The 22151-nt window shown below is 49.2% G+C and carries 17 protein-coding genes; 1 reads left to right on the top strand and 16 read right to left on the bottom strand.

Annotated features, from left to right (window positions below; translation table 11 throughout):
- Positions 1-51 precede the first annotated feature (51 nt).
- From VC28_RS08790 to metG, 14 genes are all read right to left on the bottom strand, one after another.
- Positions 52-852 carry a DUF4349 domain-containing protein gene (locus VC28_RS08790; RefSeq protein WP_049630319.1) on the bottom strand — a complete coding sequence of 267 codons (801 nt, stop codon included), beginning with the start codon at positions 850-852 and terminating at the stop codon, positions 52-54.
- Positions 853-952: 100 nt separating this feature from the next.
- Positions 953-1528: a flavin reductase family protein gene (locus VC28_RS08785; RefSeq protein ID WP_049630318.1), complete on the bottom strand. Its 576-nt coding sequence runs from the start codon at positions 1526-1528 to the stop codon at positions 953-955.
- A 15-nt stretch (positions 1529-1543) separates the two neighbouring features.
- Positions 1544-2446 (bottom strand): transglutaminase family protein, encoded by a 903-nt coding sequence (locus tag VC28_RS08780; protein ID WP_049630317.1) that lies wholly within the window; start codon positions 2444-2446, stop codon positions 1544-1546.
- Between the two features lie 63 nt (positions 2447-2509).
- Positions 2510-5059, bottom strand: coding sequence for a circularly permuted type 2 ATP-grasp protein (locus tag VC28_RS08775; RefSeq protein ID WP_082191461.1), 2550 nt, complete (start codon positions 5057-5059; stop codon positions 2510-2512).
- 119 nt (positions 5060-5178) lie between these two features.
- The gene (locus tag VC28_RS08770; protein ID WP_049630316.1) at positions 5179-8616 is read right to left on the bottom strand and encodes a transglutaminase family protein; all 3438 of its coding nucleotides are present in this window, start codon (positions 8614-8616) and stop codon (positions 5179-5181) included.
- A gap of 360 nt (positions 8617-8976) precedes the next feature.
- Entirely contained in the window at positions 8977-9696 is a 720-nt protein-coding gene (locus VC28_RS08765; RefSeq protein ID WP_049630315.1) for a proteasome-type protease, read from the bottom strand.
- Complete coding sequence (locus tag VC28_RS08760; protein ID WP_049630314.1) at positions 9693-10514, bottom strand: mechanosensitive ion channel family protein; 822 nt, start codon at positions 10512-10514, stop codon at positions 9693-9695. The genes VC28_RS08765 and VC28_RS08760 overlap by 4 nt, the downstream gene beginning before the upstream one ends.
- A 36-nt stretch (positions 10515-10550) precedes the next feature.
- Positions 10551-11270, bottom strand: a complete 720-nt coding sequence (locus VC28_RS08755; RefSeq protein WP_049630313.1) for an electron transport complex subunit E — start codon at positions 11268-11270, stop codon at positions 10551-10553.
- On the bottom strand, positions 11263-11916 hold the full coding sequence (gene rsxG, locus VC28_RS08750) for an electron transport complex subunit RsxG (RefSeq protein ID WP_049630312.1): 654 nt from the start codon (positions 11914-11916) through the stop codon (positions 11263-11265). Before rsxG ends, VC28_RS08755 begins: the two co-directional genes overlap by 8 nt.
- Complete coding sequence (gene rsxD / locus VC28_RS08745) at positions 11916-12992, bottom strand: electron transport complex subunit RsxD (RefSeq protein ID WP_049630311.1); 1077 nt, start codon at positions 12990-12992, stop codon at positions 11916-11918. The genes rsxG and rsxD overlap by 1 nt, the downstream gene beginning before the upstream one ends.
- A gap of 35 nt (positions 12993-13027) precedes the next feature.
- Positions 13028-15421, bottom strand: coding sequence for an electron transport complex subunit RsxC (gene rsxC, locus VC28_RS08740; RefSeq protein ID WP_049630310.1), 2394 nt, complete (start codon positions 15419-15421; stop codon positions 13028-13030).
- A 44-nt stretch (positions 15422-15465) separates the two neighbouring features.
- Positions 15466-16152: an electron transport complex subunit RsxB gene (gene rsxB, locus VC28_RS08735; protein WP_049630309.1), complete on the bottom strand. Its 687-nt coding sequence runs from the start codon at positions 16150-16152 to the stop codon at positions 15466-15468.
- A 40-nt stretch (positions 16153-16192) separates the two neighbouring features.
- Positions 16193-16783, bottom strand: coding sequence for an electron transport complex subunit RsxA (gene rsxA, locus VC28_RS08730; protein ID WP_049630308.1), 591 nt, complete (start codon positions 16781-16783; stop codon positions 16193-16195).
- Between the two features lie 190 nt (positions 16784-16973).
- Complete coding sequence (gene metG, locus VC28_RS08725) at positions 16974-19001, bottom strand: methionine--tRNA ligase (protein ID WP_049630307.1); 2028 nt, start codon at positions 18999-19001, stop codon at positions 16974-16976.
- A gap of 173 nt (positions 19002-19174) precedes the next feature.
- Here metG and VC28_RS08720 point away from each other — a divergent pair, with 173 nt between their 5' ends.
- Positions 19175-19549, top strand: coding sequence for a DUF4870 domain-containing protein (locus VC28_RS08720; protein WP_049630306.1), 375 nt, complete (start codon positions 19175-19177; stop codon positions 19547-19549).
- Positions 19550-19625: 76 nt separating this feature from the next.
- Here VC28_RS08720 and greB read toward each other — a convergent pair whose 3' ends face one another.
- Positions 19626-20138, bottom strand: a complete 513-nt coding sequence (greB, locus tag VC28_RS08715) for a transcription elongation factor GreB (protein ID WP_049630305.1) — start codon at positions 20136-20138, stop codon at positions 19626-19628.
- On the bottom strand, positions 20138-22024 hold the full coding sequence (locus VC28_RS08710; RefSeq protein ID WP_049630304.1) for a S9 family peptidase: 1887 nt from the start codon (positions 22022-22024) through the stop codon (positions 20138-20140). The genes greB and VC28_RS08710 overlap by 1 nt, the downstream gene beginning before the upstream one ends.
- Positions 22025-22151: the final 127 nt, after the last annotated feature.

The raw sequence follows: 22151 nt of genomic DNA, 5'->3' as shown, positions 1-22151 counted from the left end.
CAGGCGTATGAACTAGTACAACTAAACTGTTCGGACTCACTGGATATGAAATTATTTTCTTCTTAACCTTCGCCATATAAACCGGCCAATAAAAAACAGGATCAGCAAAACAATTAACCAAGGAATAAGGTAGGCGACACCCGTAATAGCTCCAGCAATCCCTTCTGCTAAATTACCTTTAAATTCATCGAGAGCATCAGAAATAGGTGTCCAGAAGGCTTTTTCGTTGCGGCTTGATAGGCGAATGTTAATGATGTCCATATTTACGCGTTGCATTAATGCTTGGCTATTTCCGCTCAGCTCTTCCAGTTGAGATTGTACGCTGGCAATTTCTTGAGACACTTTGATTAACGAGTCTATATTGCCCTTGGCTTGTTTTTGTAGATCAAGTAGATCATTTTGATAGGTTTGTAATAGCTTGATACGTTTTTCAGTATCAAAAATCTGCGTGGAGAGATCTTCTACGGTAGTCATTTCATTGGTGATTTTTCCATTGTCACCTGCAAGAACGAGTATTTTTTCAACCCCGGTAGGGGCAACTCTCAGCTTAATTCTTGCATAGGTATAGCTTCCTCCAGAAAAATCAGTTTCGAGTAACGTGCAATTATTTTCTCTGTCTGCTGAGCATTGGTCAGTCAGAGCTTTAAATTTGGTTGCGAGTGCTGCTTTTTCAAGTTCTACACTAAGGCTGTGCTCGTAAGACAGATAAGGATTGGTTTTCCGCTGCGCTAGTTCAGACTTCATACTAGCACCAGGGCTTTCGATAGCTTTGTTATCGCTGCTTTCGCAGCCGTTCAAAAAGAAGATCAGAAGTAATAAAGAAAGGCCTTTAATAACCGCTTTGGTCGTCATGTATTGTTAGTCCGTTAGTAGTTTATGCAGCATAAACACTTGTCATCAGTGTTTTCGGTTAATCATAGCTCTATTAGCTTTACCAATCCTGAATGCTATTTCACTCTGCTGAATGACCACTTTCTACCCGAAACGCCTCGCCCGTCATATAGAACTCACCGCCTGCCATATAGTGGATGCTGCGTTTTTGTGGGTCGGAGGAAAAATGCCAGCGGCCATCGATAAATTGTTCTGCGTCGGCATAGGCAGCAATCACTTCGCCGATGATGACATCCATTGTTTCTGCGCCTTGTCTAATGACTTTACATTCCAGCCAGCCAATACAATCTTCAATAAAGGGTGCTGCAATTTTTTCAGCGGAAAAGGTGTTGATACCAAAGCGCGAAAATTTATCGTTATCGCGGCCAGAGATATCGCCAACATCTAAAGTAAGTTTGGCAATTTTACGCATGGGAAATTGCAGGCCAAATTCACCACTGGCATCAACCAGTTCGCGTGTATAAGTATTGTTGTCGATTACCACGGCAACTTTGGCGGGTGAAAAATCCACGGGCATTGTCCATGACGCTGCCATAACATTGCGTTTGTTTCCATGCGCGCTGGTGATAATACTGACGGGGCCGTGGTTGAATAATTTGTAGCTGTCTTTTAATGGAATAGATATGCGTGTTGTCATTAATAAACCTTAACATTACAAGCCTTGAATAACATCTTCTGGAATGCGTTGCACATCGACGGATACGGATAATTGAGGTGAAAGGCCGCCACCAAAAATAACGCCTTTCAATGGTGTTACATCGGAGTAGTCGCGCCCCCATGCGGTGGTGATGTGTTGTGAGCCGGTCATGGTATTGTTGGTTGGGTCGAATTCATACCAGCCTTCGCCCGGCGAATACACCGCGAACCAGGCATGGGTTGCATCGGCACCCACTAATTTTTCTTGCCCCGGTGGTGGCAGTGTTTCCAAATAACCACTGACATAACGCGCTGGGTAGCCCAATGAGCGCAAGCAACCAATCGCCAGGTGTGCAAAATCCTGGCACACACCGCGCTTGTGTTTGAGTACATCGGCAAGTGGTGTCGCCACGTCAGAAAATTGCGGGTCGTAAATAAACTCGCTAAAAATCCGCTGCGTTAATTCCAATACCGCCGATAAAAAAGGCCGGTCATTGGCAAAAGAAGGTGCTGCATAATCGGCAAGCTCGGCATGTTGCTGCACCATGGGTGAATCCAGCATAAATTCACGTGCGCTTAGCGTTTCCCAGTCTTTGCTATTTTGCAGTAAATATTTTACGTAGGCGCAAGGGGTTCCAAAATCCAGATTGATATTGTGGGTGTTTTCTTTAATCAACAATTCACTGGTGATACTGACATCCAATTCGCTGTGGTCTTTTTCAATTGCAAATTGTAAAAAATGATTGCCAAAATAATCGGTATGTTGAGTATGTCCACTGACTTTGGGTGATATAGCAATTTTTATATCTTCAACACGCTGGCGCTCGGTTGCGCGTGGCAACACATACGCAAGGTTGTAGCAATGACTCACCGGCAGTGAGTAGTGATAGCGGGTTTTGTGTTGGATACGATATTTCATAGTCGGTGCGCTTTATCAGTCGATTACTTTAAATGCCGATCATCTTTAAAAGCCAGAGTACATTTAGAGATGGTCTTGCCAATCGGCGTTTTTCACCAGCAATTGCGGCCCTTCGGTGTGATCGAAATAACGTTGGCCAATGGTTTTTGCCGCGTTAGTAATCAAATACTGCAAGCGCGATAACAATTGATCCAGGTCGCTGCGAATACCACCGGTTGTTTTTGCTAGAGTTTTGATGTCGCTTAATTTCAATGCGGTAGTCGCTTCCAATAACAGTTTGTGTTCTGCACTAAAGGTATCGCGGTCTTCCGGCAATTCAGAAAAATGTTGCTCAAGCTGGTTCAGCTGATAAATCAGCGAGCGCGGATTTTTGTTGTTGAGCATAATCATTTCCAGCCCCTGATCGATATGAATACCGTTTTGGTAGCGGCGGCGATAAGGAATTAATGCTTCACCACAGAGTAATGTTGATTCGATAAGGCTTTCCTGATCAGGTTCATCAAAACGCGGCGTAAGCAATGCGCGCAAGCTGCTGGTGATTTGCAGTGCGCGTTCAAGGCGGCGACCAATTTCAATAAAGTGCCAGCCGTTACCGCGCGTCATGCTTTCATGGATCAAACCGGCAAAGGCGAGCAGGGTGGTGATCAGCGGCGCAAGGGCTTCTTCCGGTGCAGAAAGCGCGCCGGGTTCCAGCGCAATTTTTAAATTTTCCAACTCATCGCCAATATCGTTAATGACGCGTTGGGTATCGCTGGATAATTGTTCCTTTACTTGCTCCGCAGAATTGATCATGGCGATCAAATTATTTGCTACGCTGCCCAAGCGTTGTTGATCCAGCAAGATTGCGATCATTTCCGGCTCGGGGTTTTTTAATAAATTTTGCTGCAAGCTGGTAAAGCCGGGGTAAGTCGATGTCACGTGGGTAATTGCACTTAGCAGCGTACATTGCACCGCATCGGGTAACTTTTCAGTGCGGTTGAGTTGGATAAATACGGTGCGCAATAAGCGCAATGCCGATTCGGCGCGTTCAGCGTAACGCCCCATCCAAAATAAATTTTCGACTACGCGGCTGGGCAATGCATTGCCCGATTCCAGTGTGGGTTGCACATCCACCGGGCGCAAACTGATTTGCTTTTCCGGTTCCGAGGCAAGCACCCAGGTATCTTTTGAAACCGAGCCGCGCTGGTTGGAAATAATTTTTTTGTCGCTATCCAGATTAATCCGTGTAAGTCCACCGGGCATCACCGCATAAGAGCTTTCACTGGCCACCGCAAAGGTGCGTAATACCGAAGGGCGCGGCACTATTTTCCCTTGGTGCCATGTGGGTGTCTGTGCACCTGCAACGTACTCTTGCGCAGCAAACTGGTAAGGATTTTTGCGGATACGGTTTTGCCAGGCCTGTAATTTGGTTTCATCCAAATCTGCGCCGTAGGCTTCATACAAACCCGGGCGACGATAGGTGGGTTTGATCAGCAAATTTTTTAAATTGGCGCACACATATTCCAAATCATCCGGGTTGCCGCACCACCAGGTTTTTACTGAGCGCAACTGTAAATCGCGCCCGATCAGCGCGCGCGCGATCGCCGGTAAATAACGCAACAATGCAGGATTCTCAAGCACACTTGAACCGAGGGGGTTGGCAATTGCAACGCGCCCCATACGCGCGACTTCCAGTAAACCGGGCACACCCAAACGTGAATCGCCTTTTAATTCCACAGGGTCGCAATAAATATCATCCACGCGGCGCAAAATGACATCGACGCGTTTTAAACCATCGAGCGCTTTCATCCATACATAGCCGTTGCGCACACTTAAATCGCTGCCTTGCACTAATTGAAAGCCCAAATAATTGGCGAGATAGGCGTGTTCAAAATAGGCTTCGTTGTAGGTGCCGGGGGTGAGTACAACAATGCGCGCAATGCCGCCGTTCGGATTTAATTCTTGCAAACGTTGGCGCAAACGCGAAAAAAATAATGACAGGCGATGCACATGGCTATCGCGAAATAAACTGGGAAATACACGGTTCATTACCGTACGGTTTTCCAGCGCATAACCGGCACCTGAAGGCGCTTGGGTGCGGTCAGCCATCACCCGCATATGGCCATCGGGTGCGCGTACCAAATCCACGCCGTGCAAAATCAATTGATGTGGGCCGGATAAACTGACTCTATGGCAGGGGCGCAAAAAACCCTGATGCGAAAATAATAATTCCGGCGGAATAACACCTTGGCGAATTAATTTTCGCTCGCCATAAATATCTTGCAGTAATAAATTAAATAATTCTGCGCGCTCAATCAAACCTGTTTCAATCTGGTTCCATTCATCGCTGTTGATTAGCAGTGGAATCGGATTGAGTTGCCAGCTTTGGTTTGCATCTGGCTCGTCGTAAATTTTGTAAGTGGCACCGTCATCGCGCAGAATGCGGCGCGCTTTTTTTTGTCGATCTTCGATGGTGTCTTGCCCAAGCGATTCCAGGCTATGCAACAAATACCGCCAGTAGGGGCGGATGCGTCCTTCTGCATCGTAAGCCTCATCAACCCCTTGCAGTGGCGAGGGATAATTAAATGCGCTTTGATTGCTATCGAGCCGGGTTTCCATAAGCGTGGAATTCATGGTCTGGGTTCTTGTCGTTATGGTGTTTGTTTTTCATTTTAACCCTATTTTGCGCCGATGCGTTTTTTTGTGCGCAAGATTCCACGCACACTACTGGTGCAGTGTGCGTGATCAGCAGATTAACGACGCAAATCAAGTGTATGTGGATATTCGTCAGCGGGCTCCTCGGGTGGTGGTGCCATGGGGCGCGGTGGATGTTTGTTTTCAAAAAATTCACGCAGAATTTTACCGGCTGGCGTAATCGGTAAAGCGCCGGGTGTATGGTTGATATCAAAAAAGCGGTTACCGCGACGCGATTCTGCTTCATTCGCATTGACCGGGAACCGATCATAACTGCGGCCACCGGGGTGGCTCACGTGATAGGTACAACCGCCAATGCTTTTGCCATTCCAGGTATCGATTAAGTCAAACACCAGCGGCGAATGTATACCGATAGTCGGATGCAGCGCTGATGGTGGTTGCCATGCGCGGTAACGCACGCCGCCAACATATTCGCCGTGTTTGCCGGTTGCGTTCAGGCACACGCGCCGGCCGTTGCAGGCGAGCACATAGCGGCCAGGTGTGAGCCCGCTGACTTTTACTTGTAAACGTTCGACAGAGGAATCCACATAACGTGAGGTACCGAAGCTACTCACTTCTTCGCCGAGCACATGCCAGGGTTCTATCGCCCAACGCAATTCTATTTCGATATCGTCAAGTTGTACGCGACCGTAATGGGGGAAGCGGAATTCTTCAAATGCGGCGAGCCATTCCAATTGGAACGGATAGCCATTTTCATTTAAATCGTTTACAACATCGCGCAGGTCTTCCCACACATAATGCGGCAACATAAATTTATCGTGCAGTAATGTCCCCCAGCGCACCAACGGTTGCTTGTATGGATTTTTCCAAAAACGGCTGATCAGGCAGCGCAATAATAAAATTTGTACTAGCGACATACGCGCATGCGGCGGCATTTCAAATCCGCGAAACTCCAGAATGCCTTGCCGCCCACTCGCACTGCCGGGTGAATATAATTTATCGATACAAAATTCCGAGCGATGGGTATTGCCGGTAATATCAATCAATAAATTACGCATCAATCTATCGACTAACCAAGGCTGATCGACAATACCATCCGGCATTTGTTTGAAGGCAATTTCCAGTTCGTACAGCATTTCATCGCGCCCTTCGTCAACGCGCGGTGACTGACTGGTGGGGCCGATAAATAATCCGGAAAATAAATACGATAGCCCCGGGTGATGCTGCCAATAAGTGACAAGGCTACGCAATAAATCCGGGCGGCGCAGGAATGGGCTGTTGGCGGGTGATGAACCACCAAAGGTGACATGATTGCCGCCGCCTGTGCCTGAGTGACGGCCATCCAGCATAAATTTTTCAGTGCCTAACCGGCATTGCCGCGCATCTTCATACAATGCTTCGGTGTTGGTTACTAATTCCTGCCAGCTTTCGACCGGATGAATATTCACTTCAATTACACCCGGATCAGGCGTGATTAAAAATTTCTTTAATCGATAATCTTTTGGTGGTTCGTAACCTTCCAACACGACAGGCATGTTTAACGCAGCAGCGGTATCTTCGATCGCTTCAATTAACGCAACATAGTGTTCAAGGTAAGTGAGCGGCGGTAAAAATAAATGCAAACGCCCATCGCGCACTTCAAAACAGAGTGCGGTTCGGATGACATAACCGGCTTCAATGTATGGCGGTTTTGTTGGTGATGTTGGCTCGCCACGTAATGCCGCTTTTTGTTCAGCAACTTTTTGCGCAATAGACGATTTGAGTGCGCTAGTTGATGCCGTAGACAAGTTCTTGGTTAGTGCAACCTGTTGTTGGCCGCTCGCTGCCAGTGGTTCACGTTCTGCCAGCGGATCATTTTCTGGTTGATAGCGTTCGTATTCGTGTTTGGGAAATTCCAGCGAATTTAACGGTAAACGCAATCCGAGTGGTGAGTCGCCAGGAATCAACATCAATTGGTCATTGCGCAGTTTCCAGCGGCCAGTTAGCCAATTCCGGTGCAGATAATTCCATTCAATCGGCAACACATAACCCGTTTCAGTATTAAGGCCGCGTGTTAACAGTTTTGCGATTCTGCGACGTTCAAGATCATCTTTTAAATCGGCTTTTAACGGATTGATGTCGGGCGGTAATGTTTGTTCTGCCCATAAGTAATAAAGCACGTCTTCATAGGCGGGAATTAAATGTTCGGTGTTGACGGCAATTTTTTCGCACAGTGCCTGTGCAAATTTTTTCGCATCGACATGGGTGAGACCGTAATTTTTATCAAATCGGGCGAGTAAATGCGGGTTGCGCCACAGCGCTTGTCCGTCGGTACGCCAGAAACATCCCAGCGCCCAACGCGGGACTTCTTCACCCGGATACCATTTGCCTTGCCCGTAATGCAGTAGTCCATTAGGCGCAAAGGTATTGCGCATGCGCAGTAATAAATCTTTGGCGAGTTTTAATTTGTCTGCACCCAATGCACCGGTATTCCACTGTTCGGATTCCATATCGTCGATGGAGACAAATGTCGGTTCACCGCCGGTGGTCAAGCGCACATCTTGCGCAATTAATTCTTGATCGACCGCCGCGCCCAATGCATTGATGGTTTGCCATTGATCTTCGGTATAAGGTTTGGTGACGCGCGGGTCTTCCAAGATACGGAAGACTTCATTGCTGTAAGAAAAGGTGACTTCGCACTTACTGGTTGCACCGGTAATAGGTGCGGCAGAAATAGGATCGGGCGTGCAGGCGAGGGGAATGTGACCTTCTGTCGCCAGTAAGCCTGATGTTGGGTCAAGGCCAATCCAGCCTGCACCGGGAATATAAATTTCCGTCCACGCGTGCAAATCAGTGAAATCTTTTTCGGGGCCGCTGGGGCCATCAAGCGCTTTAATGTCGGCGGTTAACTGCACTAAATATCCCGATGCAAAACGCGCGGCATAACCCAAATGACGAAAAATTTGCACGAGCAGCCAGGCGCTATCGCGACAGGAACCTTTGGCGAGCGTCAGCGTTTCTTCGCAACTTTGTATGCCCGGTTCCAGCCGTACACCATAACCAATCATTTGCTGCACCAGTTGGTTGGTGCTCACCATAAAATCGTTGACTGCCCAAGGCTTTTCACTGAGTTCGCGATGGCGGATGTCGGCTTTGAGTTTATCCACAATCGCCATTAATTGCGGGCCGCTTTCAGTGACCTCCAAATAGGGAATCAGCTCGCGCTGGAGTTGGGTGTCGTATTTGAAGGGAATATGTTGCGCGTATTCTTCAACGAAAAAATCAAACGGGTTGATGGAAGTCATATCGGCAATGACTTCGACTTCAATACTTAATTTTTTGCATTGCTCAGGGAACACAAGCCGCGCCTGAAAATTACCGAAGGGATCTTGCTGCCAGTTAATGAAATGATTGGTGGGCTCCACTTTCAGTGAATAGCTGTGGATTTTGGTGCGGCTGTGGGGTGCCGGACGCAAGCGCAACACATGGGGAAACAGGCTGGTGAGGCGATCAAATTCGTAATGGGTTTTGTGGTGGATGGCAACACGGATAGCCATAAATACATCCTTCCTGCGTTATGCGGTTTATGGTTCATACTGGTGCACTCAAGTGTGCATCAGGTTGGGAAAAGGGCAAGTGACAGCCAGTGGCGAAGTGAGCCGCTCTGTTCAATCACCAGAGCCAGCCTTCACTCACCAAGGTCGCAGACCATCATCCACAGTCGTTATGACGCTATTGGGATTGTAGTCTGCCGGAATGATGCGCCTGTTCCCGTTACTGCTTGGTTACTGACTGTTAGTAAGGCAATAACTGCACCATAAGTGCCCCGCAGCACCAATACAAAAAAATAAAGCGCCTGTATGGGTCAAATACAGGCGCTTTATTTATCGTTATCGGGTCGTGCCCGCTGGGAACGTTTAGCTTTTGGGCGGTGATGGCAATTGTAAGAAGGCTTCAACAATCAGGCGGTCCCAGGATTTGGTGAGCTCGCGCAGATATTGGTTGTCTGCCTCAAAAATGTTGTGCTGCATAACGCCGCTATCGGTCGCGTAGGTCATCAACTCAATTGGCGGGCCAACGGTAAGGTTGGATTTCATGGTGGAGTCCATCGACACCAGTGCACAGAGTGCAGCGGTATCCAACGCCGTTTCGGGCTTGAGGATACGGTCCAGAATCGGCTTTCCGTATTTGCTCTCGCCAATTTGCAGGTAGGGCGTTTGGTTGGAGGTGGTGATGTGGTTGCCTTGTGGATAGATCAGCATCACTGCCGGTGTCTCCAAGCCGATTTGGCCGCCCAATAGGAAGCTTGCTTCAAAGCTCACATTGGTATTGTGCTGGGCGTGCTTTTCCTGAATGGCGATACTGATCTCACCGACATAATCCGCTGCCTCATGAATGCTCTCGACAGTGGCGAGGCTGACATCGGCACCGTCTTTGATATCCTTGCGAATTCGCGCAATAACAGACTGGGTTGTCGCCAGATTACCCGCTGAGTTGATGACCAGCTGGCGATCGCCCTGAATACCAAATTGATACATCTTGCTATAGGTGCTGACCTGGTCAACACCGGCATTGGTACGTGAATCCGAACAAAAAATCAGGCCGGCATCGACTTTGATGGCAACACAATAAGTCATGGTTTATTCCAGTGGATATCCATCTGAGGGAAGGGAATGGTAATGCCGTTCTCATCAAAAGCAATTTTGATTTTTTCGGTCAGGTCAAATTTCACTGTCCAATAGTCTTCGGTTTTTACCCAGGGGCGCACAAAAAAATTCACGCTACTCGGGCCTAACTCACCTACAGCAATCAGCGGCTCAGGATCGGCCAACACACGCGGGTCGGCTTTGATGATTGCGTCCATCACATCGCGTGCAAGGCGTATATCATCGGCGTAGCCAATACTGAAAATCATATCGATACGGCGGGTGGCGCGCTTGGAGTAGTTGATGATGTTGCTGCTGTAAATCGCCCCATTAGGGATGATGACTTCTTTGTTGTCACCGGTGTGCATGGTAGTCGAAAAAATACCGATTTTTTCGATAATCCCGGCAACACCGGCGGCTTCAACAAAATCGCCGCCTTTGAACGGGCGGAAGATCAACAACATAAAACCGGCGGCAAAATTCTGTAGTGAGCCTTGCAATGCCAAGCCAATCGCCAAACCGGCCGCACCCAATACTGCGATCACAGAATTGGTATTTACACCCAGCTGGTCAAGCGCTGCCACAATGACAAACACCAACAAGAGGGCGTTGACGAGCGATTGGATAAATTCAACCAGAATGGAATCCAGCTTGGTTCGGCCAAGTACTTTCCCAAGCACGCGGGAAATAATTTTGGCAACCAATTGACCAACCAAAAATATGAGCAGTGCGATAAGAATTTTGATGCTCCAGGGAGCGACAAACTTATCGTAGAAACTGATTATCTGGGCTTGATCAATATCGAACATATTTATCTCCTCTCGTTGCTGCCAATCAATCGGCGATCAGACAACACTGCCGGTTGTCCGTACGCGTTTACTGCCCTTGGGCGTGGATTCTTTTTTAGCTTGCATGCGCTGCTTGAGTTGCGCATCGATATAGTTTTTTCCGGCAATCAAAAAGCCAACCACAATAAAGGCACCCGGCGGCAATAGAGCAAAAATGACATTGGGATAACTGGCTCCAAAAATATTTAATTGCCAGCTGCGCGCGGATTCACCAAAAATCAAATGCATGTCAGCAAACAAATGGCCTGTACCCAACAGCTCACGTACAGCACCAACGGCAATTAATACCAACATAAAACCCATGCCCATCATAAAACCGTCTACTGCAGCAGGTAACAACTTATTTTTGCTGGCGAATGCATCGGCGCGGCCAAGGACGGCACAGTTAGTAACGATCAGAGGAATAAAAATACCCAGTATCAGATACAGCTCATAGGTAAATGCTTTCATCAATAACTCGGTGCAGGTCACTGCCGAGGCGATAATCATGACAAACGCAGGCAGACGGATTGCGTCACTCACTTGATGGCGGATCAGCGAAACCACGATGTTCGAAATCATCAATACGATCAGTGTGGCCAACCCTAAACCCAGTGCATTCACAACGGTTGAGCTAACGGCGAGCAGTGGGCACAGCCCGAGTAATTGCACCAGTGCAGCGTTATTGCTCCATAGGCCTTTTTGGGTAATCTCTTTGTAATTTACGTCATTACTCATGCTGGTCACCTGCTATAGCTGGCTGCGCATCATTAAAAAACGGTTGTTGATTGGCTTGTACAAATTCAAGCACGCGTTTCACTTGCCCAACTACTGCGCGTGGAGTAATCGTTGCTCCGGCAAATTGATCAAACACACCGCCGTCTTTTTTAACTTTCCATTCTTCAATGACCGGAACCGTCAAGCTCTTGCCATTAAAACTTAAAATCCATTGATGTTTTTTCAGTTCGATTTTATCGCCAAGCCCCGGGGTTTCTTTGTGCTTGATAATACGCACGCCCGCAATACTGCCATCGCGATTCACCCCTACAATCATTTCAATATCGCCTGAGTAACCGTCAGGTGCAATGGCGGGCACAATCAACGCGGTGATGTCGCCATTGCGGCGCGCGCGATAAATTCTGGCGGTGCTACTGACATGCAAATCGGCCAAAGCAGACTCAGGTATTGCGATAGTGTCATTGAGCAAATCGTTGTCGTGATCTTGTACGGGAATAACTTCAAACAGTGCGCGTTGTTGTGCAGCACGCTCTGCATTGGCAATTCGCTCTTTGGTGCCCAAATTGGTGAGCGCCAAGGTACCTGCAGTTGCCAATGCAAACGCGGCGAGTAATAAACTGTTTTTGCTAATGGATTGGCCGAGCATTAGTGACCTCCATCTTGCTTGTTGGAATCGGTAGCACGGCGCGGCTTTTTGTGGCCGTAAGTACGCGGAGTGGTGTAGTAGTCGATAAACGGCGCGGCAAAATTCAACAATAAAACGGCAAAACCGACACCGTCCGGATAGCTTGTCCCCCAAGTGCGGATGACATAAACCAGCACACCAATCAGTGCTCCGTAAATAATACGCCCGCGTGTACTAACGGCAGAACTTACCGGGTCAGTGACGATAAAAAATGCACCAAGCATGGTGGCACCGGAGAGCAAATGATAAATAGGTGAGCCGCCGGAATTGGAGCTGCCTGAGTCGTAAAACAGTGCTGCCATCAATGCCAACGCCAACAGCATCGATAGTGGTGCGTGCCAAGTGAAGGCTTTTTTGTAGAGCAGGTAAAGTCCACCAATCAAGAACGCAATGTTGACCCATTCCCAGCCCGCACCCGCCCAGCGCCCTTCGCTAAATACCGGTTGCTGTTGATAAAGGTCATCCAGCGTAAGCCCTGTGTTTTGTTTCATGATGTCCAGCACGGTCGCTGAGCTGTACCCATCAATCTGGGTACCCAAAAACACTTTATCGAGCGCAGCCACAAGGCTGGGCAAGGTTTGGCCATCACCCAGCATAGTCACTGGCGTTGCCCATTGCGTCATTTGCAGTGGGAATGAAATCAGCAAGAGCACATACGCAACCATCGCCGGATTAAACGGGTTAAAACCCATACCGCCGTAAAGCTGCTTTGCCAACACGATGGCGATAAAACTCGCGCTGACTACCAGCCACCAAGGGCAATAGGGTGGGAGTGATACACCGATCAATACGCCTGTCACCAAGGCGCTGCAATCGCGCAAGTAGAACATGATCGGGCGGTTGCGCAGTTTCATCACCAGGGCTTCAAAGGCAACACAACACAAGCTTGCCAAAAGCACGTTGATGATCACGCCTATCCCAAAGAAATGGGTGAGCGCCGCTATACCAGGAAAGGTGGCGTACACCACCAGACGCATCAAGCGGCCGGTGCGGTTAGCCCCATGGGTATGGGGCGATGTGATATTCAGTAGTGCCATGCTTTTATCTCATTACACTGTGCCGCGAGCATGTACTAGGCCAGTTCGCTCAGTTTTTCTTCCAGCTTGGTGACACCTGCGCGGAAGGCTTCTATGTTGGGATCATTTTCTGCTTCGGCTTTGGCCAGACGTTCACGGGCTTTTTGCAACCGCCCTTGTAATGACTGGACTTGCTCAGCGCGTTTTTCTTCATCGCTCATGCTGGCCATGGCTGCTGCTTTTACTTTGGCTTTTTCAATCGCTGCTTGCGCCGCATTTTGTTCGGCCGTCGCTGCGGGTTCGGGCGCTGGCGTGGCTGGATTTACGGGCGCAGCAGGTGGTTCATCTTTCAAGCCTAATGCGGTCAGTTCCGCCAAGGCTTCAGCGACTTTTTGCTGGAGCTTATCCAGCCCTTGCTGCAGTGCATCGGCGTTAGCACTACCTTCTGCTTTTGCCGCTGCGGTTTTTTCTTCCGCTTTGGCCAGTCGGGCGCGCAGCGATTCAAGGTTCGCACGCGCTTTCTCTTCCGGTGACATGGTCAGTTTGGCTTGCGCGCGCGCGATAGCGGCTGCGACAGGATCATCGGCGGCGGGCGATGCAGGTACAGCGGGCGATGCGCTTGGTGCGTCGCCACCCACCTGTTCTACCTGTGGGCTTACTCCCGTATTAAAATCCGCCAGCTTTTTCTCGGCCTCGGCTACTTTCAGCTCTGCTTGTTTGATGCGCGCCTGTTGTTTAACCAATTGGTCTTCGGTTATCGGCTTGCTGGCATCTTTGGATACCAAGGGCTTTTGGGCAAATTCCAAGGCGTTTTGCGCGGCGGCAAGCATGCGTTCCAGCTTGGCTTTTTGTTCTTCTGGTGACATTTGAACAGCACCGGCTTTGGCAACTGCCGCGCTGATAACATCCCCCGAAGGAGCAGATTGAGGAGCCGATGTTGCAGTCTCTGCCGCTTTTTCCGCCAGCTTTTTCTTGGCTTCTTCGGCTGCCTTTTGGCGCGCCAGGCGCTTGGCTTCTTTTTCAGCCTCTTCTTTGGCGATACGTGCCTGACGGAACTCAAAGCGTTGGCGTGAGCGGTCGGACTTTTCTTTTTCTATCTCATGAAGACGGATACTGCCTTTGGCAGCGCGATAGTACTGCACCAGCGGGATAGTGCTCGGGCAGACGTAAGAACAGGCACCACATTCGATACAGTCAAATAAGTTATGCGATTCCAACCGATCAAAATCTTCCGCCTGTGCGTACCAGAACAACTGTTGTGGCAATAAGTTGACCGGGCAGGCTTCTGCACAAATACCACAGCGGATACACGCCTGCGCTGGCTCGGGTGCGGGCAATTCCTGCTTGCTGGGCGCGAGGATACAGTTAGTGGTTTTGATCACCGGTGCATCCAGATCGAGCAGGGTAAAGCCCATCATCGGCCCGCCCATGATTACACGCGAGGCGCGGTTGGCATCAAAGCCGTGTTGTTCCAGCAAGTAGCTAATGGGGGTGCCGATTAAGGCATCGATATTGCGTTGGGTGTCCAGTGCTTCGCCCACCACGGTGGTGATGCGTGACACCAAAGGTTCACCAAAGCGCACAGCGCGCCAGGCGGCGACAGCAGTGCCTACGTTGACACAGATAACGCCTATGTCAGCCGAGTGATGGCCGCTGGGAATCTCGCGCCCGGTCAAAATCTGGATCAGTTGCTTGGCGCCGCCGGAAGGGTATTTGGTGGGGAATACCACAACCTGGATATTGGTCGCTTCCGGATGCTGGGCAAGCGCACCAGCTACTGCCGCTTTTACCGCCGCAATTGCTTTGGGCTTGTTGTCTTCAATCCCGATCAACAGGTTTTTAGGGTGATGGAGGATATGGCTGAGCAGCAGGGTGCCAGACACCAGCTCATTCGCGCGGACTTGCATGAGCATATCGTCCGCGGTGATATAAGGCTCGCACTCCGCGCCATTGAGGATCAGGGTATCGATGACCTGTGTGGATTTGGGGGCGAGTTTGACCGCTGTCGGAAAGCCCGCGCCACCCAAACCCGCTACACCTGCGGCGCGGATTTTATCGAGCAATTGCAAACGATCCAGTTGCAGGTAGTTATCGCATTCGGTCAGTTCAACCCACTCATCAAGGCCATCGGGTTGGATTACGACTGATTCGCTGCTCATGCCTGAGGGGTGGGCAATTGCACGGCTTTCAATGGCGATGACGGTGCCGGATGTCGATGCGTGGGTATTGGCACTGAAGGTGCCATCTGCTGCACCAATCAATTGTCCGGCAAGTACCCGATCGCCCACTTGCACTACAGGTTGCGCAGGGGTGCCGATGTGTTGATTCAGCGGAATAACCAAGACCGGTGGAATAGGCAATTGCCCCAGCGGCAGTTGCAGGGATTGCTCTTTATGCTCGGGGGGGTGGATACCGCCGGGAAGTTCCCAGACTTTGATCAAGCTTGTCATTTATGCGAGTTTCTCGTCGTCGATACGGTAGTCATCAAGGCGTATCAGGCTGCTTTTTCGCCATCATCGGTTTCGCCATTGGAGCTCCCGTTGGCAAGTGCAACTCCACGTCCACGGTCAGAGGCGATCAAATTGACTTCCTGGGCTACTACGTGGAACACCGGTGTCTGATTGGTGGCGGGTAATTCCCACTTCCAGGTTGTCAGATCAGTTTGTACGGGAATCATGTCGATACAGTCTACCGGGCAGGGCTCAACGCACAGATCACAGCCGGTACATTCATCGGCGATGACGGTATGCATATGTTTGGCCGCACCGAGAATCGCATCCATCGGGCACGCCTGAATACACTTGGTGCAGCCGATGCATTCGTCTTCACGGATAAACGCAACACGTTTTACATCCAGATGCTCACCGTGCTCGGCATCGAGTGAAGGTGCTTCTACATCCAGCAAATCAGCAAGGGCATTGATGGTGGCCTGGCCACCGGGAGGGCATTTGTTGATGGCTTCGCCATTGGCGATGGCTTGAGCGTAAGGGCGGCAGCCGGGGTGGCCGCATTGACCACATTGGGTTTGCGGTAACAACGCATCGATCTGTTCAACAATCGGGTCGCCTTCAACTTTGAATTTGACGGCCGCGAAGCCCAGCACGGCGCCAAACATCGCCGATAAGCCACCCAGTGCTATTAACGCGCTGAGGATAGGATTCTGGAAAATAAATTCGATCATGTGACTGCCAGGCTCTCTTTTTGTGGGCACATATGCCAGGTTATTGCAGGCTGACCAGCCCGCCGAAGCCCATGAATGCAAGAGCCATCAGCCCCGCGGTAATCATGCCTATTGCAGCACCTTTAAAAGGCACAGGCACATCGGCAACCGCAAGGCGTTCGCGCATCGCCGAAAATAAAATCAATACCATGGCAAAACCCAGTGCGCCGCCGAAGCCATACATGGTCGATTCAAAAAAGCTGTGCGCTTTTTGGGTGTTTAGCAGGGCAACGCCCAGTACCGCACAATTTACGGTGATCAACGGCAGGAACACACCCAGTACGCGGTACAACAGTGGGCTAGTTTTCTCCATAAACATTTTGACGAATTGGACTACCGCCGCGATCACCAGAATAAACGCGATGGTGCGCAAATATTGCAGCTCCAATGGTGCAAGTACCCAGGTATCAACCAGATAGGTGCAGATTGAGGCGAGCGTCATTACAAAAGTCGTCGCGCCCGCCATACCAATGGCGCTCTCCAACTTGTTGGATACACCCATAAACGGACAAAGGCCGAGGAATTGTGCCAGCACAAAGTTATTCACCAACACGGTGCTGAGCAGAATAATGGCTAATTCGCTGAAACTCATGGTGATTGTCCGATAAAGGAAAACTGCTGGATAAAGGGGGGTAAAGTTGGGTGCGTATTATCGGTAAGCAGAAGGGGATTCTCAATAAAAAATGACATAAAGCCTTATGGGCTTTATCTATATCCTTATTCGATTCCCCCGATTTACGCTGCCCATGACCTCCATTAACAAAAAGGTCATAGGCAGATGCTTACATCACTCGCTGCCCTGGTTTGGCTCCGCTGTGCGGTTCCAGCAAATACAATTCATTGCCGCCGGGGCCTGCGGCCAGCACCATGCCTTCACTCATGCCAAATTTCATTTTGCGCGGCTTGAGGTTGGCAACCACCACCGTCAGTTTTCCGACCAACTCTTCCGGTTTGTAAGCGCTCTTGATGCCTGAGAACACATTGCGTGTTTCACCACCAATATCCAATGTCAGACGCAATAATTTATCGGAACCTTCAACATGTTCGGCATTGGCAATCAGTGCGATGCGTAAATCTACTTTGGCGAAATCATCAAACTCGATTTCTGCTGCGATAGGTTCTGCTGCCGATGTTTGCGCAGGCGCTGTTTTGGTTGGAGCAGCGGCGGCCAATGCTTCTTTGCCTGCTTCAATCATCGCATCGACCTTGTCTTTTTCTACACGTGTCAGCAGCGGTTTGAACTCGTTAATTTTCTCACCGGAGCGGAAACTTACCGGTGCATTCCAGCTCAAGGTTTCCCCGAGGAATTGTTCTGCATCTTTGGTTAATGCGGGTAACACGGGCTTCAAATACGTGAGCAACGCGCGGAACATGTTAATCCCGAGGGTGCAGACTGCTTGTGTCTGCGCTTCGGCTCCCGCTTGCTTAGCCAGTTTCCAGGGTTCTTGTGTCGCGATGTATTCGTTAGCCGCATCAGCCAGCGCCATAATTTCACGCATGGCTTTGCTGTAATCGCGGGATTCGTAGTAATTGGCGATAGTTTCACCGGCATCGACAAATTGTTGCCACAGTGTTTTATCGGCAATTTCATTTGCTAAAACACCGCCAGCATTGTGAATGAATTTTGCCGTGCGGCTGGCAATGTTAACCACTTTGCCCACCAGATCTGAATTCACGCGCTGGATAAAATCTTCCAGATTTAAATCAATATCGTCCACGTTGCTGGTGAGTTTTGCAGCAAAGTAGTAACGCAAATATTCTGGATTCAAATGGTCGAGATAAGTGCGCGCATTAATAAACGTGCCGCGCGACTTGCTCATCTTAGTACCGTTCACGGTCAGGAATCCGTGTACACAAATTTTGGTGGGAGTGCGCAAATTGGCCGAGTGCAACATCGCTGGCCAGAAAAGCGCATGGAAATTCACAATGTCTTTGCCGATAAAGTGATACACCTCGGCGGTGGAATCCGGCTTCCAGTATTCCTGCCAGTCCTTGCCCTGTTTGTCCAAAAGATTTTTCAAGCTGGCGATATACCCGATAGGGGCATCCAACCAGACATAAAAATATTTGCCGGGCTCGCCGGGAATTTCAAAACCGAAGTAGGGCGCATCGCGGGATATATCCCATTCTTGCAAACCCGCATCCAGCCACTCGGCCATTTTGTTCGCCACTTCATCCTGCAAGTGGCCGGCGCGGGTCCAGCTTTTCAGGAAATCGCTGAACGCAGGCAAGGTGAAGAAAAAGTGTTCGGAATCTTTGGCAACCGGTGTTGCGCCAGAGATCGCTGATTTGGGGTTAATCAAATCCATCGGTGAATAGGTCGCACCACACTTCTCGCAGTTATCGCCGTATTGGTCTTCGGTTTTACATTTTGGGCAGGTGCCTTTGATGTAGCGGTCAGCGAGGAACAGTTGTTTTTCCGGGTCATAAGCTTGGGTAATCGCGCGGGTGGCGATATGGCCATTGGCTTTCAGGCGGCTGTAAATCAAGTTGGACAGCTCGCGATTTTCCTCGGAATGGGTGGAGTGATAATTATCAAAACCAATATTGAACGCGGCAAAATCTGCCTCGTGCTCCGCTTTTACGTTGGCGATTTGTTGCTCCGCAGAATGACCGAGTTGCTCGGCTTTGAGCATGATTGCTGTGCCGTGGGCATCGTCTGCGCACACATAGGTGCAATCAACACCGCGCATTTTCTGGAAACGCACCCAAATGTCGGTCTGGATATACTCCACCAAATGGCCGAGGTGGATCGAGCCGTTGGCATAAGGCAGGGCGCTGGTAACGAGAATCTTGCGTGATTGGGTCATCGAAGTAAAACCTGTCAATTTCAGTTGGGCTGTGGCCGGAGCCGCGAAAAAAGGTGTCGAACTATAGCATTTTTCGCTGTAGCTTTCAGTCGCTCGGTGTGATTGGTTGTTTATTCGGTAGCCTGCTGCTATTAATAGCGGGTCTATGTTCAACCTCAATAAAGGATAAGGCTATGGAAAACAACGAAGCACCAAAAATTGAAACCCCCGGCACTGAAGTTGCCATCACAGCATCGCAAGACGCTAAAAATCTGGTGCTCCTGTTATGGTTGGGCACATTCTTTTTTGGATTTATTCCCGGCTTACTGATGTATTTGCTGAAAAAAGATGATGCGTATGTGCTTGATCAAAGTAAGGAAGCCCTCAATTGGTCGATTACTGCTTTGATTGGCTATGTGGCGGGAATGATCCTGACGATTATTTTAGTGGGCATATTGGTAATGGCTGCGGTGGGGATTTGTCATCTTGTGTTTTGCATCATGGGAGTGATTGCTGCGACCAGCGGTAAAACATTCCGTGTTCCCTATGCGTTGCGTTTGATTAAATAATGCGTTGCAGATATTCCAGAAAAGGGCAGCGCTGCTGCCCTTTTTTATTATGCGCGCGTTTTTATCAATTCAGGTTTTAGTCCTGATCATACGGCTTGTAATCAATCGCTGTAATGTAAAACAGTTCCTCTCCCTCTGGTTTTTTTAACACAATTTCATCATCCAGTCGTTTACCAAGCATGGCTTTGGCGAGCGGTGAATCCATGCTGAGTTTTTGTTTTGTTACATCAAATTCATCGGGCCCGACAATCTGGTAGGTTTTTTCATTTCCGTCTTCATCTTCCAGTGTTACCCAAGCGCCAAAAAAAACTTTGCTGCGGTCATCCGGCAGCCTATCAACGACGGTTAGCACTTCCATGCGTTTGGATAAAAAGCGCACGCGCGAATCAATTTCACGCAGGCGGCGCTTACCATAAATGTAATCGCCATTTTCACTGCGGTCACCGTTTTTCGCGGCTTCGTGTACGACTTGTGTGACTTGCGGGCGCTCTATTTTCCATAACTGTGTGACTTCATCTTTCATGCGTTTGAATCCCGCAGCAGTGATGTAAGTAGAACCTTTGGGGGATGGTGGTCGCCAGCGTCCCATTACTTTTCTCCGGAAATAGTTTGATCAAATACGTTTAAATAAAAAGTGAGCTCAGCTGCCAGTGCCTGTTGAATCGTCTGTGCTTGGCGAAAGCCATGAGCTTCCTCAGGAAAGGTAATATATTCAGTATAAATTCCTTTGGATTGTAATGCGTTTACCATCGCTTCTGCTTGTGATGGCGGAACCACTTTATCTTGTAAGCCTTGTAAAAAAATCACCGGGCAATTCAGTTTTTCAATGTGATGAATAGGTGAGCGTTCACGATAAACAGGTTGTTCTTGCGGATAAATCCCAACCAATGAATCCAGATAATGGGCTTCAAATTTATGTGTGTCTTTTGCAAGGGCTTCAAGATCGCCAATACCATAGAGGCTTGCACCTGCTTTAAACGTATCGCTAAAGGTCAGTGCTGCAAGCACGGTATAGCCTCCAGCACTGGAGCCGCGAATAGCGACTTTATTTTTATCGATTTTCTTCTGCGCAATTAAATAATCCACACCGCTACAGACATCAATGATATCGGTAATACCCCAATTACGTTTTAAGCGATCGCGATACTGGCGGCCATAGCCAGTGCTGCCGCGATAATTGACATCCAGTACCGCAAAGCCGCGGCTGGTCCAAAATTGGATTTTTAAATTCAAGCCGGTTTCTGTTGCGCCTGTTGGGCCGCCGTGGCAGATCACCAGTAATGGCGGCGGTAAAGTGTGATCCACTGTGACTTGCGGATTGGTTGGCGCATAGAAAAATGCTTGCGCTGTTTCGTTGTCGCGCGTGGGGAATTCTATTGCTTGTGCATGGGCGATATATTCAGCCGCTATTGCTGTTTCATTTTTGCTAATCGCAGAAATAGTGTTGCTGTTATAGCAGTAAAGCTGTGAGCCTTGTGTTGCACTGGATGCAAGAAAGTAAGCCTTGTTATCGCAGCAGTGAATTGCCGCTATATCGCGAAATTCGGAATCAATTTTTGTGAATTCTTTGGTGAGAATGTTAATAATCGCTAAATGCCAGCAGCCCATTTGGTTGTAGCAGCAAAAAATCTCATCGCTATTTAAAAAGCCATAAGTACTCATGCCAAACACCCATTGCGGTGTGGCAAATTCAGCGGTTAACGAATAAATGGATTCTGCACTGGTTCCATTCCAACGATAAATATTCCACCAGTCAGTGCGGTCCGATACAAAAAATAATTCACCGGTTGGCGACCATTGTGGTTGGAAAATGGATTCGGTTTTGCTTCCTGCAATAATGTGTTCTTGCACAATACTGCCCTGTGCATCAAGTTGTGCCAGAACGCACTCAGTTCCATCCCAGGGCATTTGTGGGTGGAACCAACGTAAATAACTCAGTGTGTTTCCATCCGGTGACACCCGTGGATTGGAATAAAAATCTGCTCCTTGGGCGATTGTGTTAATCGCCAGAGATTGCAAATGTATGGCAACAATTTCTGCGCGTGGATGATGCGAGCTTTCTGTGTAATCTTCACGCACGGCCAATAATTTTTGCCGCTTGTGATCAAGGCAAAAATCGGCGTAGCGAAAGGCACCTTCAGGCGTGATGGGGCGCGATTGCTTTGTGTTTATATCGTATTGATAAAGACGTTGATCGCTGTCTTGCACATAAAAAATATCGGTTTCGGTGGCAAGGTAAGAAGCCCCTCCATATTCCTGAGCCCTGGTGCGCACACTCAGCGGTGCAGCAAAAATATCCATGCGCGTGCCTTCGCTTTCACACACCAGCGCGTTGCGGCCCTTTTCTTGCGGGCGTGTTTCCAACCAATACAATCGATTGCCTACTGCTTGCGGATCGCTGATGCGAATTCCCTGTGCGGTGAGCAATTCAGGTGTGATGGGAGAAGGCCAGTGGCCGTATTGATTTGTATTCATAAAAAATTCGTTTTGAGGTGGAGTAAAACTATCAGGTATGTAGATTCAAGACCGTATGAGGCATGGATGCCGAATCGAGCCTACAAGGATGTATTTACGGCGTGTCTTGAGGCTACATACCTGATGG

Origin of the sequence: Cellvibrio sp. pealriver (genome assembly GCF_001183545.1) — a bacterium.
Lineage (GTDB): Bacteria > Pseudomonadota > Gammaproteobacteria > Pseudomonadales > Cellvibrionaceae > Cellvibrio.
This window is presented reverse-complemented; position numbering and strand designations above follow the sequence as displayed.

What these genes read in the sequence shown, in the direction of transcription:
- VC28_RS08790 (WP_049630319.1), bottom strand. Translation starts at nt 852, where the DNA reads ATGACGACCAAAGCGGTTATTAAAGGCCTTTCTTTATTACTTCTGATC.
- VC28_RS08785 (WP_049630318.1), bottom strand. Translation starts at nt 1,528, where the DNA reads ATGACAACACGCATATCTATTCCATTAAAAGACAGCTACAAATTATTC.
- VC28_RS08780 (WP_049630317.1), bottom strand. Translation starts at nt 2,446, where the DNA reads ATGAAATATCGTATCCAACACAAAACCCGCTATCACTACTCACTGCCG.
- VC28_RS08775 (WP_082191461.1), bottom strand. Translation starts at nt 5,059, where the DNA reads ATGAATTCCACGCTTATGGAAACCCGGCTCGATAGCAATCAAAGCGCA.
- VC28_RS08770 (WP_049630316.1), bottom strand. Translation starts at nt 8,616, where the DNA reads ATGGCTATCCGTGTTGCCATCCACCACAAAACCCATTACGAATTTGAT.
- VC28_RS08765 (WP_049630315.1), bottom strand. Translation starts at nt 9,696, where the DNA reads ATGACTTATTGTGTTGCCATCAAAGTCGATGCCGGCCTGATTTTTTGT.
- VC28_RS08760 (WP_049630314.1), bottom strand. Translation starts at nt 10,514, where the DNA reads ATGTTCGATATTGATCAAGCCCAGATAATCAGTTTCTACGATAAGTTT.
- VC28_RS08755 (WP_049630313.1), bottom strand. Translation starts at nt 11,270, where the DNA reads ATGAGTAATGACGTAAATTACAAAGAGATTACCCAAAAAGGCCTATGG.
- rsxG (WP_049630312.1), bottom strand. Translation starts at nt 11,916, where the DNA reads ATGCTCGGCCAATCCATTAGCAAAAACAGTTTATTACTCGCCGCGTTT.
- rsxD (WP_049630311.1), bottom strand. Translation starts at nt 12,992, where the DNA reads ATGGCACTACTGAATATCACATCGCCCCATACCCATGGGGCTAACCGC.
- rsxC (WP_049630310.1), bottom strand. Translation starts at nt 15,421, where the DNA reads ATGACAAGCTTGATCAAAGTCTGGGAACTTCCCGGCGGTATCCACCCC.
- rsxB (WP_049630309.1), bottom strand. Translation starts at nt 16,152, where the DNA reads ATGATCGAATTTATTTTCCAGAATCCTATCCTCAGCGCGTTAATAGCA.
- rsxA (WP_049630308.1), bottom strand. Translation starts at nt 16,783, where the DNA reads ATGAGTTTCAGCGAATTAGCCATTATTCTGCTCAGCACCGTGTTGGTG.
- metG (WP_049630307.1), bottom strand. Translation starts at nt 19,001, where the DNA reads ATGACCCAATCACGCAAGATTCTCGTTACCAGCGCCCTGCCTTATGCC.
- VC28_RS08720 (WP_049630306.1), top strand. Translation starts at nt 19,175, where the DNA reads ATGGAAAACAACGAAGCACCAAAAATTGAAACCCCCGGCACTGAAGTT.
- greB (WP_049630305.1), bottom strand. Translation starts at nt 20,138, where the DNA reads ATGGGACGCTGGCGACCACCATCCCCCAAAGGTTCTACTTACATCACT.
- VC28_RS08710 (WP_049630304.1), bottom strand. Translation starts at nt 22,024, where the DNA reads ATGAATACAAATCAATACGGCCACTGGCCTTCTCCCATCACACCTGAA.